Annotated in this window: 15 protein-coding genes; 7 read left to right on the forward strand and 8 right to left on the reverse strand. The window is 73.1% G+C overall.

Annotated features, from left to right (window positions below):
* Positions 1-109 precede the first annotated feature (109 nt).
* From ACIP84_RS12510 to pdhA, 3 genes are read right to left on the reverse strand one after another with little or no spacing between them, the layout of a single operon-like run.
* Positions 110-1,513 carry a dihydrolipoamide acetyltransferase family protein gene (locus ACIP84_RS12510; RefSeq protein ID WP_401797731.1) on the reverse strand — a complete coding sequence of 468 codons (1,404 nt, stop codon included), beginning with the start codon at positions 1,511-1,513 and terminating at the stop codon, positions 110-112.
* Complete coding sequence (locus ACIP84_RS12515; protein WP_374194155.1) at positions 1,513-2,577, reverse strand: alpha-ketoacid dehydrogenase subunit beta; 1,065 nt, start codon at positions 2,575-2,577, stop codon at positions 1,513-1,515. Before ACIP84_RS12515 ends, ACIP84_RS12510 begins: the two co-directional genes overlap by 1 nt.
* Positions 2,577-3,737, reverse strand: coding sequence for a pyruvate dehydrogenase (acetyl-transferring) E1 component subunit alpha (pdhA, locus tag ACIP84_RS12520; protein WP_209499113.1), 1,161 nt, complete (start codon positions 3,735-3,737; stop codon positions 2,577-2,579). The genes ACIP84_RS12515 and pdhA overlap by 1 nt, the downstream gene beginning before the upstream one ends.
* A 177-nt stretch (positions 3,738-3,914) precedes the next feature.
* Here pdhA and ACIP84_RS12525 point away from each other — a divergent pair, with 177 nt between their 5' ends.
* Positions 3,915-4,517, forward strand: a complete 603-nt coding sequence (locus tag ACIP84_RS12525) for an Lrp/AsnC family transcriptional regulator (RefSeq protein ID WP_355957101.1) — start codon at positions 3,915-3,917, stop codon at positions 4,515-4,517.
* A gap of 188 nt (positions 4,518-4,705) precedes the next feature.
* Here the strand turns inward: ACIP84_RS12525 and ACIP84_RS12530 are convergent, their stop codons facing one another.
* Positions 4,706-5,299 carry a TetR/AcrR family transcriptional regulator gene (locus ACIP84_RS12530; RefSeq protein ID WP_401797733.1) on the reverse strand — a complete coding sequence of 198 codons (594 nt, stop codon included), beginning with the start codon at positions 5,297-5,299 and terminating at the stop codon, positions 4,706-4,708.
* A complete protein-coding gene (locus ACIP84_RS12535) occupies positions 5,296-6,903 on the reverse strand; it encodes a 3-hydroxyacyl-CoA dehydrogenase (protein WP_401797735.1) in 1,608 nt (535 codons plus the stop codon). Before ACIP84_RS12535 ends, ACIP84_RS12530 begins: the two co-directional genes overlap by 4 nt.
* Before the next feature lie 124 nt (positions 6,904-7,027).
* Here ACIP84_RS12535 and paaN point away from each other — a divergent pair, with 124 nt between their 5' ends.
* Positions 7,028-8,725, forward strand: coding sequence for a phenylacetic acid degradation protein PaaN (gene paaN / locus ACIP84_RS12540; RefSeq protein WP_401797737.1), 1,698 nt, complete (start codon positions 7,028-7,030; stop codon positions 8,723-8,725).
* Between the two features lie 79 nt (positions 8,726-8,804).
* On the opposite strand, the gene ACIP84_RS12545 is transcribed toward paaN, so the two are convergent.
* Genes ACIP84_RS12545 through ACIP84_RS12555 form a run of 3 tightly spaced genes read right to left on the reverse strand, consistent with a single transcriptional unit; the run spans position 8,805 to position 11,562 of the window.
* Positions 8,805-9,482, reverse strand: coding sequence for a TrmH family RNA methyltransferase (locus ACIP84_RS12545; protein WP_355957108.1), 678 nt, complete (start codon positions 9,480-9,482; stop codon positions 8,805-8,807).
* The gene (locus ACIP84_RS12550) at positions 9,479-10,729 is read right to left on the reverse strand and encodes an HTTM domain-containing protein (RefSeq protein ID WP_401797739.1); all 1,251 of its coding nucleotides are present in this window, start codon (positions 10,727-10,729) and stop codon (positions 9,479-9,481) included. The genes ACIP84_RS12545 and ACIP84_RS12550 overlap by 4 nt, the downstream gene beginning before the upstream one ends.
* Positions 10,726-11,562 carry a DUF5819 family protein gene (locus ACIP84_RS12555; protein ID WP_401797741.1) on the reverse strand — a complete coding sequence of 279 codons (837 nt, stop codon included), beginning with the start codon at positions 11,560-11,562 and terminating at the stop codon, positions 10,726-10,728. The genes ACIP84_RS12550 and ACIP84_RS12555 overlap by 4 nt, the downstream gene beginning before the upstream one ends.
* 112 nt (positions 11,563-11,674) lie before the next feature.
* On the opposite strand from ACIP84_RS12555, the gene paaA reads away from it, so the two are divergent.
* Genes paaA through ACIP84_RS12580 form a run of 5 tightly spaced genes read left to right on the forward strand, consistent with a single transcriptional unit; the run spans position 11,675 to position 15,343 of the window.
* On the forward strand, positions 11,675-12,727 hold the full coding sequence (gene paaA, locus ACIP84_RS12560) for a 1,2-phenylacetyl-CoA epoxidase subunit PaaA (protein WP_401797743.1): 1,053 nt from the start codon (positions 11,675-11,677) through the stop codon (positions 12,725-12,727).
* Positions 12,724-13,011 (forward strand): 1,2-phenylacetyl-CoA epoxidase subunit PaaB, encoded by a 288-nt coding sequence (gene paaB, locus ACIP84_RS12565; protein ID WP_055599070.1) that lies wholly within the window; start codon positions 12,724-12,726, stop codon positions 13,009-13,011. Before paaA ends, paaB begins: the two co-directional genes overlap by 4 nt.
* The gene (gene paaC, locus ACIP84_RS12570) at positions 13,008-13,748 is read left to right on the forward strand and encodes a 1,2-phenylacetyl-CoA epoxidase subunit PaaC (protein WP_401797745.1); all 741 of its coding nucleotides are present in this window, start codon (positions 13,008-13,010) and stop codon (positions 13,746-13,748) included. The genes paaB and paaC overlap by 4 nt, the downstream gene beginning before the upstream one ends.
* On the forward strand, positions 13,742-14,239 hold the full coding sequence (paaD, locus tag ACIP84_RS12575; RefSeq protein ID WP_401797747.1) for a 1,2-phenylacetyl-CoA epoxidase subunit PaaD: 498 nt from the start codon (positions 13,742-13,744) through the stop codon (positions 14,237-14,239). The genes paaC and paaD overlap by 7 nt, the downstream gene beginning before the upstream one ends.
* Positions 14,240-15,343 (forward strand): 2Fe-2S iron-sulfur cluster-binding protein, encoded by a 1,104-nt coding sequence (locus tag ACIP84_RS12580; RefSeq protein ID WP_401797749.1) that lies wholly within the window; start codon positions 14,240-14,242, stop codon positions 15,341-15,343. It abuts the gene before it with no gap.
* Positions 15,344-15,388: the final 45 nt, after the last annotated feature.

A 15,388-nucleotide genomic window follows, 5' to 3' on the forward strand; every position in this document is an offset into this window, starting at 1 on the left:
GACCCGGCAGCTCCGGCGGGACCGCGAGCGGCTCCGGCGGGACCCGGCCAGGTCCGGCCAGCCAGGCAGCTCCGGCGAGACCTGTCAGGTCCCGCCGGAGCGCCCGGTGTCAGAGCGTGCGGAGCAGGACCGCGGGCTGCTCGACGCAGTCCGCCACGTACCGCAGGAACCCGCCCGCCGTACCGCCGTCGCAGACGCGGTGGTCGAACGTGAGCGAGAGCTGCACCACCTGACGTACGGCCAGTTCGCCCTGGTGGACCCAGGGCTTGGGGATGATCCGGCCGACGCCGAGCATCGCCGCCTCGGGGTGGTTGATGATCGGCGTGGACCCGTCGACCCCGAACACCCCGTAGTTGTTCAGGGTGAACGTGCCACCCGTCAGATCGGCCGGGGTGAGAGCCGATTCCCGTGCGGCCTCGGTCAGCCGGGCGAACTCCGCCGTCAGCGACTCGGCCGTCCGGGTCCCCGCGTCCTTCACCACGGGGACGACCAGACCACGCGGGGTCTGGGCGGCGAAGCCGAGATGCACGGCCGGCAGCCGGACGATCTCCCTGGCCGCCATGTCCACGGTGGAGTTGAGCTCGGGGAACCGCGCCAGGGCGTGGACGCAGATCCGGGCGAGGAGCGCGAGCAGGGAGATCTTCGGCCCGCCCGCCGCGTTCATCGCCGCCCGCGCGGCCATCAGCTCGGTCGCGTCGGCGTCCACCCAGCAGGTCGCGTCCGGGATCTCCGTGCGGCTGCGCGACAGCTTGTCCGCCACGGCTCCACGGACCCCGCGCAGCGGCACCCGCTCGCCGGCCGAAGCGACCGCGGGGGAGGGCGCCACGGCGGGCGCGGCGGCCGGGGAGGGCGCGGGCGCGGCGACGGGCCGCTCCAGGGCCGCGATGGCCAGCTCCACGTCGGCGCGCAGGATCAGTCCCTCGGGCCCCGATCCGCGCACCTCGCGCAGATCGATCCCCCGGTCCCTGGCCAGCTTCCGCACGAGCGGCGAGATGACCGGCACCGGGCCCTCCTGGCCCGGGACGGGCCCGGCGACGGGCACAGCGACGGGAGCCGGAGCGGCCGCCGCGACCGGGGCCGCGGCCGGGGCGGGGGCCTTCGCCGCGGCGTGGCGTACGCGGCGGCGCCGGGCGACGGGCCCGGCCGTGCCGTACCCGACGAGCACATTGCCCGAGTACTCGGACGACACCGCGGACTCGGCGGCGGTCTCCCCCACCGTCGGGGCGGCTCCGGGAGCCGCCTCCGCGAGCTCCTCCGGTGCGCCCGTGCCACCCACCGCGACCGTCAGAAGCGGCGCGCCGACCGGCAGTTCGGTGCCCTCCTCGCCGTACCGGGCGGTGACGACTCCGCCGTACGGGCAGGGCACCTCGACCATGGCCTTGGCCGTCTCGACCTCGACGACCGGCTGGTCGATGGCGACGACGTCGCCGACAGCGACGAGCCAGCGGACGATCTCCGCCTCGGTGAGTCCCTCACCGAGGTCGGGCAGCTTGAACTCGAGCACCTGTGCCATCAGCTTCCCGCCTCCCACTGCAGCCGTGCCACCGCGTCCAGGACCCGGTCGACGCCCGGCAGATGGTGCCGTTCCAGCATCGGCGGCGGGTACGGGATGTCGAAGCCCGCGACCCGCAGCACCGGCGCCTCCAGGTGGTGGAAGCAGCGCTCGGTGACGCGCGCGGCGATCTCCGCACCGGGGCCGCCGAAGCCCGTCGACTCGTGGACGACGACCGCGCGGCCGGTGCGCCGTACCGAGGCGCAGACCGTCTCGTCGTCGAAGGGGACGAGCGAGCGCAGGTCGACGACCTCCAGGTCCCAGCCCTCGGCCTGCGCGGCCTCCGCAGCCTCCAGGCAGACGGGCACGGAGGGACCGTAGGTGATCAGCGTGGCACCGGTGCCCCGCCGTCGCACCACGGCCTTGCCGATCGGCTCCACGGCGGCGGGCGCCTCGGGGGACCAGTCGGACTTGGACCAGTAGAGCCGCTTGGGCTCCAGGAAGACCACCGGGTCGTCGGAGGCGATGGCCGCGCGCAGCAGCCCGTAGGCGTCCTCGACGGTGGCCGGGGTGACGACGTGGAGTCCCGGGGTGGCCATGTAGTAGGCCTCGGAGGAGTCGCTGTGGTGCTCGACGCCGCCGATCCCGCCGCCGTACGGGACGCGGATGACGATCGGCATCGGCATCGCGCCGCGGGTCCGGTTCCGCATCTTCGCCACGTGGGAGAGCAGCTGCTCGAAGGCCGGGTAGGCGAACGCGTCGAACTGCATCTCGACGACCGGCCGCAGGCCGTACATGGCCATGCCGACGGCCGCGCCGAGGATGCCGGCCTCGGCCAGCGGGGTGTCCGTGCAGCGGTCCTCGCCGAACTCCTTCGCGAGCCCGTCGGTGACCCGGAAGACCCCGCCGAGGGTGCCGACGTCCTCGCCCATCACATGGACGGTCGGGTCCTCGGCCATCGCGTCGCGCATGGCGCGCTGGAGCGCCTGCGCCATCGTGGCGGGCTTGGCCTTTCCGGCCCCGCCGCCCTTACCGGTGTTCCCGGCGGTCCTGTCCGCCGTGGATCCGGTCGTCGCCGTCGTCATCACGCCTCACCCTCGGCTTCGAGCTCGGCGCGCAGCTGCGCCGCCTGTTCCCGCAGCTGCGTGGTCTGCTCCGCGTACACGTGCGAGAAGAGGTCCATCGGGTTCAGCACCGGGTCGGCGTTCATCCGCTCGCGCAGCTCCGCGGCCATCGTCTCGGCGGCCTCGGCCGCCGCGCGCCTGCCGTCCTCGTCGAGCAGGCCGCGCTCGGTCAGTTCCCGTTCGAGGATCAGGATCGGGTCGTGCGCCCGCCAGGTCTCGACCTCGCCGGCCGCGCGGTAGCGGGTGGCGTCGTCGGCGTTGGTGTGGGCGTCGATCCGGTAGGTGATCGCCTCGACGAGGGTGGGGCCGCCGCCGCGCCGCGCGCGGGCCACCGCCTCGGTGAGCACCTGGTGCACGGCGATCGCGTCGTTGCCGTCGACGAGCCGGCCGGGCATCCCGTATCCGACGGCCTTGTGGGCCAGGGACGGGGCGGCGGTCTGCTTGGCGAGCGGTACGGAGATCGCGAAGCCGTTGTTCTGCACGAGGAAGACCACGGGGGCCTGCCAGACGGCCGCGAAGTTCAGCGCCTCGTGGAAGTCGCCCTCGCTGGTGCCGCCGTCGCCGACCATGGCGAGCGCGACGACGTCGTCGCCCTTGAGCCGGGCGGCGTGCGCGAGGCCCACCGCGTGCGGGAGCTGGGTGGCCAGCGGCGTGGAGAGCGGCGCGATGCGGTGCTCGTGCGGGTCGTACCCGGTGTGCCAGTCGCCACGCAGCAGCGTCAGGGCCTGCACGGGGTCGAGGCCCCGGGCGACCGCGGCCAGGGTGTCGCGGTACGAGGGGAAGAGCCAGTCCCGCTCCTCCAGGGCGAGGGCGGCGGCGATCTCGCACGCCTCCTGGCCGTGGGTGGACGGGTACACGGCGAGCCGGCCCTGCTTGGTGAGGGCGGTGGCCTGCGTGTTGTACCGGCGGCCGCGGATCAGCTCCGCGTAGAGCCGGAGCAGCAGCGCGGGGTCGGCGTCGGCCACGGCGTCCGTGCCGAGCACGCGCAGCGGCTCGGTGTCGGGCAGCAGCGGGGTGGGGTCGGTACGCGGCTGCCACGCCGGCGGCGGGGTCGGCCGGTAGGCGGGAACGGCACCGGGCGGCTCTTGGACTGTCGAACTGCGCTGTTGCAACGAGTCCACCTCCTCGTGGGAGCGGGCATAAGACCCGAAGGCGGGTGGCGCGAGTGTGGCGCGCCTCACCTACCGATTGTTCGGTCGTGGAGGCATTTTGGCTACAGGCACCCGCAGCCTGTGGACAAACGGTTCTCCACAGCCTGGGATGAGTACAGGTCGTCCACCGGAGAGAGGCGGGGGCACATGGCGGATGAACAAATGGCCGTCGACCGGAGCGGGGCTCCGGACGACGACACGGGCGGCGACCCGGGCGGCGCGCTCCGCGGGACCGGGGGCGAGGTACCCGGCGAGGCCCTGAGCGCCCCGATCGGCACGCCGACGGGCGCCCTTCCGGCGCGCCCGCTGGACGCGATCGACCGGGACATCCTGCGGCTGCTGCAAACGGACGGTCGCGCCTCGGTGCGGTCCGTCGCCGAGCGGGTGCACGTCTCCCGGGCCAACGCCTATGCGCGCATCAACCGGCTCATCGACGACGGGGTGATCCGCGGCTTCAGCGCCCGGGTCAACCACGAGCGGGCGGGCCACGGCGCCTCCGCCTACATCACGCTCAAGATCGTCCAGAACTCCTGGCGCACGGTCCGCGAGCAGCTCGGCGCGCTGCCGGGGGCCACGCACATCGCGCTGGTCAGCGGCGATTTCGACGTCCTGCTGCTGGTGCACACGCCAGACAACCGGACACTGCGCGAACTGGTCCTCACCCGGATCCAGGCGATCCCCGAGGTGCTGTCCACACGCACGCTGCTGGTCTTCGAGGAGACGGACCTCAACACGGACCCCCACGCCTGACGCCCACCCCCGACGCGGCAGAGGACGACCCCCGGCGGGGGCCGTCCTCTGCCGCGTCACAGGCCATGGATCCACTCACGCCCCGCTGGGGCCCGGCTGACTGGCGGGCCCGGGCTGGCTGGGCGGCCGGCTGGCCCCTCAGCCGGGCCCCAGGGCCCCACTGAGCCCCCAGCGGGTTCCGCGGTCCCTCAGCGGGCCGTCCTGAGCCCGTCGAACGCCAGGTGCGCCACGGTCTCGGCGAGCTGCTCGCGCTCCACCGTCGCGTCCGGATGGGGCCGGTACCACTCCACCAGCGAGTTGATCATGCCGAAGAGCAGCCGGGTCGCGAGCCGGATGTCCACATCGGCCCGCAGATCGCCCTCCTCGGCGGCCGCCTTGAGCAGGTCGGCCACCTTGTGGTCGAACTCGCGCCGCCGTTCCATGGCCCACCGCTCGGTGCCGGTGTTGCCGCGCACCCGCAGCAGCAGCGTCACGTACGGCAGCTCCGCGATCAGCACCTCGACGGTGCGGCGCGTGACGTACTCGACCCGCTCGACGGCCCGGCCGCGTCCCGCCTCCGGCTCGTCGAGGATCGCGAAGAGCCCGTCGAGCGCCCGGCTGACCGCCCGCCGCAGCAGCTCCTCCTTGCCGGACACATGGTGGTAGATCGACGACTTGGAGATCCCGGCCGCCTTGGAGAGGTGCTCCATGGACGTGCCGTCGTAGCCGCGCTCGTTGAAGACCCGCACGGCGACCGAGAGCAGCGTCTCGGGGGTGTAGGTGTCGCGCTTGGCGGTGGTCATCGGGAGGCCTCCGCGTCCTCGGCGTACCCCCGGCGTGCCGTGCCCAGGCTCGGCGCGTACCGGCCCGTGGGGTAGCGGTCGTGCATCGCGTCGAGGAGGTCCCTCACGCGCGCGTGGCCCACGTTCCCGGCCCACTCCAGCGGGCCGGCCGGGTAGTTGACGCCGAGCCGCATGGCCGTGTCCACGTCCTCGGCGGTGGCGACGCCCCGGTCGACGGCGTCGGCGGCGAGGTCGGCCAGCATGGCGACCGTACGGCCGACGATCATGCCGGGCACGTCGCCGATCACCGACACCCGCTTGCCGAGCGCCTGGAAGAGGCCGACCGCCTCCGCGAGCGTCTCCTCCGAGGTCCCCTCCCGGGTGGAGAGCACGATCCGGGTCGCGCGCGCGTAGTCGAGCGCCAGGTCGAAGTAGACGATCTCGTCGGTGTCGTACTCGAAGGACGTCTCTCCGTCGACGAGGCAGAGCCTGCCGCCGCCGGGCAGCAGGATGTACCCGTTGCCGCCCTTGCGCCGGACGGTGATCCCGGCCTCCTCGAAGAGCCCGATCAGCGGCTCCGCGGGCCCGAGGTCGCCCCGTACGGCGATCCGCTCCGGCGCCTCCGCGGGCGCCGCCGTGTGCGGCTCGGGCCGCTCGGCGTCCTCCGCGTACGAGAACCAGCCCTGGCCCGTCTTGCGGCCCAGGCGCCCCGACTCCACGAGCCGCCGCTGCGCGAGCGAGGGCGTGAACTTCGGGTCCTGGAAGAAGGACTCCCAGACGGACCGGGTGACGGCCTCGTTCACGTCCTGGCCGATGAGGTCGGTCAGCTCGAACGGGCCCATCCTGAAGCCGCCGCACTCGCGCAGGGCCGCGTCGATGGTCGCCGGGTCGGCCGCGCCCTCCTCGAAGACCCGCAGCGCCTCCGCGTAGAAGGGGCGGGCGACCCGGTTCACGATGAAACCGGGGGTGTCCGCGCAGCGCACCGGGGTCTTGCCCCAGCCCTTCACCGTCTCGTACGCGCGGGTGGCGACGTCCGGCTCCGTGGCGAAGCCGCTGACGACCTCGACGAGGGGGAGCAGCGGCGCCGGGTTGAAGAAGTGCAGTCCGACGAACCGGCCGGGCAGCCGCAGGCCTCCCGCGATGGCGGTGACGGAGAGCGAGGAGGTGTTGGTGGCGAGGACGGTGTCGTCGCCGACGACCTTCTCCAGGTCGGCGAAGAGCTGCTGCTTGACGGGCAGCAGCTCGACGATCGCCTCGACGACGAGCGCCGCGTCCGCGAGCTCCGCGAGGTCCCGGGCGGCGTACAGGCGTCCGACGGCCGCCTCGCGCGCGGTGGCGTCGAGACGCCCCTTCTCGACGAGGCGGTCGAGGCGGGCGGTGAGGGCGGCCACGGCCTCCTCGGCGCGGCCGGGGGCGCTGTCGTAGAGCCGCACGGGATGGCCGGCGACCAGGGCGACCTGGGCGATGCCCTGGCCCATGGTGCCGGTGCCGACGACGGCGACGGTCCGGTCCCGCCCGACCGGGGCCAGGGCCCCTCCGGCTGCGGCTTCGGATGCTTCCACGGCGGCGGCAGGCTCACTGGCGGTCACGTCGTCGCTCCCCCTGACGGTCACGTTGGCGCTCATAGGAGTGATCCTCCCCGATGGGTTTTCCACAGGATCGACAGGCCCCCTTGTCCCGACCGATCGTTCGGTTACTCTAACTCCGTACGTGTCTCCCTGCCCAGCTCGACGAGGAGTTGGTCCACCCATGGCCACCGCTCTGCCGACCACCGACCGACTGGCCGAGAAGCACCGGTCCACGCTCGACCAGGCGCTCGACACCATCCGGACCCGCGCCTACTGGTCGCCGTATCCCGAGCACCCGAAGGCGTACGGGGAGGACGGCTCGCTCGACGCGGCGGCCGGTCTCGCCGCCCACCAGGCCCTGCTGAACACCCGCTTCGAGCTCGACCAGCCCGGCACGGACGGCTGGACCGGCGGCGAGACCTCGCCGTACGGCCCCGAGCTCGGCATCGAGTACCCGCACGCCGACATCGACGTCCTGCTCCCCGCGATGCGCGCGGGCATGGGTGCCTGGCGCGACGCCGGGGCCGAGACCCGCGCCCTGGTCTGCCTGGAGATCCTCGCCCGGATCTCCGCCCGCACCCACGAGTTCGCCCACGCCGTCATGCACACCAGCGGCCAGGCGTTCATGATGGCGTTCCAGGCCGGCGGCCCGCACGCCCAGGACCGCGGCCTCGAAGCCGTGGCGTACGCGTACGCGGAGCAGACCCGCACCCCCGCCGGCCGGGCCGACTGGTCCAAGCCGCAGGGCAAGCGTGACCCGCTGGAGCTGAGCAAGGAGTTCACCCCGGTCGGCCGCGGCATCGCCCTGGTGATCGGCTGCAACACCTTCCCCACGTGGAACGGCTACCCGGGCCTGTTCGCCTCCCTCGCCACCGGCAACCCGGTCCTGGTCAAGCCGCACCCGCGCGCGGTGCTCCCGCTCGCGCTGACCGTGCGGGTCGCCCGTGAGGTGCTCGCCGAGTCCGGCTTCGACCCGAACCTGGTCGCGCTCGCCGTCGAGCGGCCGGGCGAGGGCATCGCCAAGACCCTGGCCGTGCGCCCCGAGATCCGGATCATCGACTACACCGGCTCGACCGCCTTCGGCGACTGGCTGGAGGCCAACGCCCGCCAGGCGCAGGTCTACACGGAGAAGGCCGGCGTCAACACGGTGGTGGTCGACTCCACCGACGACTACAAGGGGATGCTCGCCAACCTGGCCTTCTCGCTGTCCCTGTACAGCGGCCAGATGTGCACCACCCCGCAGAACCTGCTGATCCCCCGCGACGGCATCACCACCGACCAGGGCCCCAAGTCGTACGACGAGGTCGTCGCCGACCTCGCCGCGTCGGTCGGCGGTCTGCTCGGCGACGACGCCCGGGCGAACGGTCTGCTGGGCGCCCTGGTCAACCCGGACGTGAAGGCGCGGCTCGAGGCCGCCGCCGGTCTCGGCGAGGTGGCGCTCGCCTCCCGCGAGGTCGTCCACCCGGAGTACCCGGACGCGGTGGTCCGTACGCCGGTCGTCGTGAAGCTGGACGGCTCCAAGCCGGACGCCCAGGCCGCGTACTTCTCGGAGTGCTTCGGCCCGGTCTCCTTCGCCGTCTCGGTGGACTCCACCGCCGACGCCCTGGAGCTGCTGCGGCGCACGGTCCGCGAGAAGGGCGCGATGACGGTCGGGGCCTACACGACGTCGGCGGACGTCGAGCGCGCGGTGGAGGAGGTCTGCCTGGAGGAGTCGGCGCAGCTGTCGCTGAACCTCACGGGCGGGGTCTATGTGAACCAGACCGCCGCGTTCTCCGACTTCCACGGCTCCGGCGGAAACCCGGCGGCGAACGCCGCCCTGTGCGACGGCGCCTTCGTCTCCAACCGCTTCCGGGTGGTGGAGGTCCGCCGCCAGGCCTGAGGCACACCCGCGTGGGGGCTCCCAGGGGCCTCCACGCGGCTTCCCCGGCGTTCTCCCGCGTCAGGAGATCCGATCCCTCCTAAGGGATCTCGATCTCCGCGTAGCGCTGGACCCACGCGTGCATGGCGATGGCGGCGGCCGCTCCCGCGTTGATCGAGCGGGTCGAGCCGAACTGGGCGATCGAGCAGACCATCTCCACATGGGCGCGGGCCTCCTCGGTGAGCCCCGGGCCCTCCTGCCCGAAGAGCAGCACGCACCGGCGGGGCAGCACGGTCCGCTCCAGCGGTACGGCGCCCGGCAGGTTGTCGATGCCGATGACCGGGATGCCCTCGGCCGCCGCCCACGAGGTCAGCGACTCGGTGTCCGGGTGGTGCCGGACGTGCTGGTAGCGGTCGGTGACCATGGCGCCGCGCCGGTTCCAGCGCCGCCGGCCCACGATGTGGACCTCCTTCGCCAGGAACGCGTTGGCCGTCCGTACCACCGAACCGATGTTGAAGTCGTGGCCCCAGTTCTCCACGGCCACGTGGAAGTCGTGCCGCCGGGTGTCCAGGTCGGCGACGACCGCCTCCCGCGTCCAGTACCGGTAGCGGTCCACGACATTGCGCCGGTCGCCGCCGGCGAGCAGCTCGGGGTCGTACCGCTCGTCCTCGGGCCACGGCGCGGGGTGCGGGCCGACGCCGATCTCGGGGCCGAAGCCCTCGTCGTACTGGACCGGCTCCGACGCCTCGGGCGCTGCCGTCTCTTCGGTGGTGCTCACCCGACGAGGGTACGGGGACCGTGCTCCTCACCCGTACGGCGCTGCTCGGGCACCGTCCCGGCGGGCGCCCGCCGCCGCAGCCGGTCCCTGCCCCGTGCGACCCGGGCGCCGAGCGCCACCAGGAACGCCGTCGGCAGGAACACGGCGTCGGCGGAGATCATCGCGAGCGAGAAGACCGGCAGCCCGAGGAGCACCGCGATCCCGGCGTGCTCCAGCATCATCGCGACGAGCAGGACGTTCTTGACCTTGCGGTGGAAGAGCGTGAACGGGAAGGCGACCTGCACGATCACCGTGGCGTAGGTCAGCAGCATCACCATGACCCCGCTGGTCCCGAGCAGCTCGGAGAGGGCGGGCCAGGGCGTGAAGTAGTCGAGGTTGAGCGGGTAGAACAGCGCGGTGCCGTCCTGCCAGCGCGAGCCCTGGATCTTGTACCAGCCGGCCGTGGCGTAGATCAGGCAGACCTCCGCCATGATCACGAACAGGGCGGCGTTGTGCGCGAGGTTCGCGAGGGCGTCGAGCAGGGTGCGCGGCTCCCCGGGCGCCAACCGGCACACCAGCCACCACAGGCCGTTCCCCAGCCACAGGACCCACAGCAGCACCGGCAGCCACCACTCGCCGGTGACCTGGCTGAACCAGGTGGTGGCGAGGAGGAAGCCGCCGAGCACCGTCCACAGGAGCGGGCCGACGCGATCGTGGCGCGGGGGCTCGCCGGCCTCCGCGGCGCGGGCCTCGCGGGCGGCCCGCCGCGCGTCGAGGGACCACACCCGGGAGCAGCGGGTCAGCACGAGGTAGATCGCGGCGAGGTGGAGGACGTTGTCGCCGCCGTCGCCGACGAAGACGGACCGGTTCTGCAGCGAGAGCACACCGGCCATGAAGACCACCGACACGGCGCGGGTGCGCCAGCCGAGCAGGAGCAGCACGGCCGAGAGCACGGCGAGCCCGTAGACGAGCTCGAACCAGAGCCGGCCGTCCGACCACATGAGCACGGTGAAGGACCGGTTGTCGGCGATCAGCCGGCGGGCCATCTCCCAGGACCAGGGGCCGTCGGGTCCGTACAGCTCGTGCCGGAACGGCAGCTCGCGCAGCAGGAAGACCAGCCAGGTCAGCGAGAAGCCGATCCGCACGATCGCGGTCTGGTACGGGCCGAGGGCGCGGCCCGTGACGTTCTGGACGGCTCGGGCGAGCCGACGGTCGAAGGGCTCGCGGGCCCGGCCACGCGGGGGCGTGGGGGCGGCGGAGGCGCTCATCGGCCCGCCTCCGCGCGGCTTCTGTCGACCCCGGCGGGCCGGTCGGCGTCGGTGACCGGCCACCACGGGAAGTCGCGGTAGGAGGGAGCGGTGCCGGTCTTCTCGGAGCTCCACGAGGGGGCGGCGACCGCCCGTGTGACGGTGCGGAGCTGGACGCGCTCCACGTCACCGGACCGGTCCGCGAGGCGGAGCATCGCGATCCGGCGCATGTACTCCTCCGAGAGGCGGCCACGCATCCCGTGGGGAGTGTGGTCCTCGGCGTGCGAGTTGAGGTAGAAGTCCACGGCCCGCCGGAGCTCGTTCTGCTGGGCGTGGCTGGGCATGGGGTTGTGCCGGATCGCCTCGGCGTCCTGCGCGGTGAGGTCGATCCAGCCGGTGGTGCGGCGGCTGCCGTCGGCGGCGACGAGTTCGGCCCGGACCTCGACGGAGACGTTCTGCTGGAGCGGGTTGGGCGCGAAGAGCTTCCAGTTCTGTTCGAACTCGGGATAGACCCAGTCGTCGACCGCCTGGCCGTGCCGCTTGGTCAGCGTGTTGGACGGCGCGACGTGCAGGAACACCATCGCCAGATGCACGCAGGCGAAGACCCCGGCGACGGCGAGCGCCACGGCGAGGACGACCTGGTAGGGCATCGACAGGGCCATGATCCCGACGCCGGCGCGTTCCGCCGCGGGCGGTGCGTCCGAGCCGTCGCCCGGGTGGCCCGGGGGCTCTGTCACGGGGTCCGAGGGGGCCTGGTGCCCGGTGCCGACCGGGGGCCGGTTCCCGGTGCCTGCCGGGGGCGTCGGGCGGCCGTCGTCCGCGTCGGCGGCGCCTTTTTCGACGTACGCGTCCATCCCGCCCCGATCTCGATCGGCCCACCTCGGTTATCCACAGGGTTGACACCATACGGGCCGCCGACTCACCATTGAAGCTATTCAACCGAACGATCGGTCGGTAGGGAGTCCGATGACCGCAGTGACGGCAGGGACGGCAGAGACCACGGGCGCGCCCGCCGGGTCGGACGCGGCCGTGGCGGCGGAGCAGGCCGCCTACGAGGCCGTGTTCGACGCCGCAGTGGCCGCCGACGAGCGGATCGAGCCGCGCGACTGGATGCCCGAGGCCTACCGCGCCTCGCTCGTCCGGCAGATCGCGCAGCACGCCCACTCCGAGATCATCGGCATGCAGCCGGAGGCGAACTGGATCACCCGCGCGCCCTCGCTGCGCCGCAAGGCGATCCTCATGGCCAAGGTCCAGGACGAGGCCGGCCACGGCCTCTACCTGTACAGCGCCGCGGAGACCCTCGGCACCAGCCGCGACGAGCTGCTCGACAAGCTCCACTCCGGCCGCCAGAAGTACTCCTCGATCTTCAACTACCCCACGCTGACCTGGGCCGACGTCGGCGCGATCGGCTGGCTCGTGGACGGCGCCGCGATCACCAACCAGGTCCCGCTCTGCCGCTGCTCCTACGGGCCGTACGCCCGCGCGATGGTCAGGGTCTGCAAGGAGGAGTCCTTCCACCAGCGCCAGGGGTACGAGGCGCTGCTCGCCCTCTTCCGCGGCACCGAGGCGCAGCACGCCATGGCCCAGGACGCCGTGGACCGCTGGTGGTGGCCCTCGCTGATGATGTTCGGCCCGCCGGACGACGAGTCCACCCACACCGCCCAGGCGATGGCCTGGAAGATCAAGCGGCACTCCAACGACGAGCTGCGGCAGCGCTTCGTCGACATCGCCGTCCCGCAGGCCGAGGCCCTCGGACTCACCCTCCCCGACCCCGACCTCCGATGGAACGAGGAGCGCGGGCACTACGACTTCGGCGCCATCGACTGGACCGAGTTCTGGGACGTCCTCAAGGGCAACGGCCCCTGCAACGAGCAGCGGCTCAGCCGCCGGCGCCAGGCCCACGAGGACGGCGCCTGGGTCAGAGAGGCCGCGGCGGCCCACGCGGAGAAGCACCGCGTGGACAAGCACCACGCCGAGCAGCACCAGCACACCGGCAAGCACGGGGAGGCACAGGCATGACGAGCGACGGTTGGCCGCTGTGGGAGGTGTTCGTGCGCTCCCGCCGCGGACTGTCCCACACCCACGCGGGCAGTCTCCACGCCCCCGACGCGGAGATGGCCCTGCGCAACGCCCGCGACCTGTACACCCGCAGGAGCGAGGGCGTGTCGATCTGGGTCGTGCCCTCCGCGGAGATCACCGCCTCCTCGCCCGACGAGAAGGACCCGTTCTTCGAGCCCGCCGCGGACAAGCCCTACCGCCACCCGACGTTCTACGAGATCCCGGAGGGGGTGAAGCACCTGTGAGCACCACCCCGGCCACGAGCGGGACGGCCACGATCACCGGCGCCGCCCTCGCCCTCGGCGACGACGCCCTCGTCCTCTCCCACCGCCTGGGGGAGTGGGCGGGCTCCGCCCCCGTCCTGGAGGAGGAGGTCGCCCTGGCCAACATCGCACTCGACCTCCTCGGCCAGGCCCGCGTCCTGCTCTCCCTCGTCGGCGACGAGGACGAACTGGCCTACCTCCGCGAGGAGCGCTCCTTCCGGAACGCCCAGCTGGTCGAGCAGCCGAACGGCGACTTCGCCCACACCATCGCCCGGCAGCTCTACTTCTCCACCTACCAGCGACTCCTGTACGGGCAGCTGGCCTCCGGCGACGGACCCTTCGCCGGCCTCGCGGCCAAGGCCGTCAAGGAGGTCGCCTACCACCAGGACCACGCCGAGCACTGGACACTGCGCCTCGGCGACGGCACCGACGAGAGCCACCGGCGCATGCAGCGCGCCTGCGACACCCTCTGGCGGTACACGGGCGAACTGTTCCAGCCCGTCGAGGGAATCGACGTGGACCACACGGCCATGGAGAGCGCCTGGCTGGCCTCGGTCACCGACGTCCTCGGCCGGGCCACGCTCACCGTGCCCGAAGGACCGCGCACCGGCGCCTGGGCCGCCGGCGCCGGCCGGCAGGGACTGCACACCGAGCCGTTCGGACGGATGATCGCCGAGATGCAGCACCTGCACCGCAGCCACCCGGGGGCGACATGGTGACCATGACGGCCCTGGAGGAGGAGCTGAGCCGGATCGCCGGCGCCGTCCTCGACCCCGAACTGCCCGTCCTCACCCTGGCGGAGCTCGGCGTCCTGCGCGGCGTCCACGTCACCGGACCCGGCCGGGTCGAGGTCGCCCTCACCCCGACATACACCGGGTGCCCCGCCGTCGAGACCATGTCCACGGACATCGAGCGAGCCCTCCACGAGCACGGCATGCCGGAGGTCTCCGTCATCACCGTCCTCGCCCCCGCCTGGTCCACCGACGACATCAGCGAGGAAGGACGGCGCAAGCTCGCCGAGTTCGGCGTCGCACCACCGCGCCCCCAGGGCCCGGCCGGCGGCCCGATACCGCTGACCCTGGCGATCCGCTGCCCCAACTGCGGCTCCACCGACACCGAACTCCTCAGCCGCTTCTCCTCCACCGCGTGCAAGGCCCTGCGCCGCTGCACCGCCTGCCGCGAACCGTTCGACCACTTCAAGGAGCTGTAGATGGAGTCCTCAGGCGCGGGCGCCCGGGCCGGCGGACGGGCCGGATTCCACCCCCTCAGGGTCAGCGAGGTCGAGCAGCTCACGGACGACTCCGTGGCGGTCACCTTCGCCGTCCCGCCCGAGCTCCACGACACCTACCGACACCTCCCCGGCCAGCACCTCGCCCTGCGCCGCACCGGCGAGCACGGGGAGGAGATCCGGCGCACCTACTCCATCTGCGCCCCCGCCACCCCGGCCGGCGAGGCCCCCGTCCTGCGCGTCGGCATCCGGCTCGTCGACGGCGGCGCCTTCTCGACGTACGCCCTCAAGGAACTGGCCGCCGGCGACCTCGTCGAGGTCATGGAACCGATGGGCCGCTTCACGCTCGCCCCGCGCCCCGGCCACTTCGCGGCCGTCGTCGGCGGCAGCGGCATCACCCCGGTCCTGTCGATCGCGGCCACCCTGCTCGCCCGCGAGCCCGAGGCCCGGTTCTGCCTGATCCGCAGCGACCGCACCGCCGCGTCCACCATGTTCCTCGACGAGGTCGCCGACCTGAAGGACCGCTACCCCGACCGCTTCCAGCTGGTCACCGTCCTCTCCCGGGAGGAGCAGCAGGCGGGTCTGCCGTCCGGCCGGCTCGACCGCGAGCGGCTCGCCGCGCTCCTGCCCTCTCTGCTGCCCGTCGACGCCATCGACGGCTGGTTCCTCTGCGGCCCCTTCGGACTCGTCCAGGGCGCCGAGCGGGCCCTGCGCGGCCTCGGGGTCGACCGCGGCCGGATCCACCAGGAGATCTTCCACGTCGACGACGGCTCCGCGCCCGCCCCGGGCCCCACCGCCGACACCCCCGCGCACGCCACGCTGACCGCGACCCTGCACGGCCGGTCCGGCACCTGGCCGGTGGACCGCGGCGAGACCCTCCTCGACACGGTGCTCCGCTCCCGCGCGGACGCCCCGTACGCCTGCAAGGGCGGAGTGTGCGGGACCTGCCGCGCCTTCCTCGTCGGCGGAGAGGTGCGGATGGACCGCAACTTCGCGCTGGAACCGGAGGAGACCGAAGCCGGATACGTCCTGGCCTGCCAGTCCCACCCGGTCACGCCGGACGTGGAGCTGGACTTCGACCGCTGACGCGGCAGGAACCGGCGCCACAGCCCTCCGACCCGACTGTGGCGC

Origin of the sequence: Streptomyces sp. NPDC088707, from assembly GCF_044752725.1 — a bacterium.
GTDB lineage: Bacteria > Actinomycetota > Actinomycetes > Streptomycetales > Streptomycetaceae > Streptomyces.

What these genes read in the sequence shown, in the direction of transcription:
- ACIP84_RS12555 (WP_401797741.1), bottom strand. Translation starts at nt 11,562, where the DNA reads ATGGACGCGTACGTCGAAAAAGGCGCCGCCGACGCGGACGACGGCCGC.
- ACIP84_RS12515 (WP_374194155.1), bottom strand. Translation starts at nt 2,577, where the DNA reads ATGACGACGGCGACGACCGGATCCACGGCGGACAGGACCGCCGGGAAC.
- paaN (WP_401797737.1), top strand. Translation starts at nt 7,028, where the DNA reads ATGGCCACCGCTCTGCCGACCACCGACCGACTGGCCGAGAAGCACCGG.
- ACIP84_RS12550 (WP_401797739.1), bottom strand. Translation starts at nt 10,729, where the DNA reads ATGAGCGCCTCCGCCGCCCCCACGCCCCCGCGTGGCCGGGCCCGCGAG.
- paaA (WP_401797743.1), top strand. Translation starts at nt 11,675, where the DNA reads ATGACCGCAGTGACGGCAGGGACGGCAGAGACCACGGGCGCGCCCGCC.
- ACIP84_RS12510 (WP_401797731.1), bottom strand. Translation starts at nt 1,513, where the DNA reads ATGGCACAGGTGCTCGAGTTCAAGCTGCCCGACCTCGGTGAGGGACTC.
- ACIP84_RS12580 (WP_401797749.1), top strand. Translation starts at nt 14,240, where the DNA reads ATGGAGTCCTCAGGCGCGGGCGCCCGGGCCGGCGGACGGGCCGGATTC.
- paaB (WP_055599070.1), top strand. Translation starts at nt 12,724, where the DNA reads ATGACGAGCGACGGTTGGCCGCTGTGGGAGGTGTTCGTGCGCTCCCGC.
- ACIP84_RS12535 (WP_401797735.1), bottom strand. Translation starts at nt 6,903, where the DNA reads ATGAGCGCCAACGTGACCGTCAGGGGGAGCGACGACGTGACCGCCAGT.
- paaD (WP_401797747.1), top strand. Translation starts at nt 13,742, where the DNA reads ATGGTGACCATGACGGCCCTGGAGGAGGAGCTGAGCCGGATCGCCGGC.
- ACIP84_RS12530 (WP_401797733.1), bottom strand. Translation starts at nt 5,299, where the DNA reads ATGACCACCGCCAAGCGCGACACCTACACCCCCGAGACGCTGCTCTCG.
- ACIP84_RS12525 (WP_355957101.1), top strand. Translation starts at nt 3,915, where the DNA reads ATGGCGGATGAACAAATGGCCGTCGACCGGAGCGGGGCTCCGGACGAC.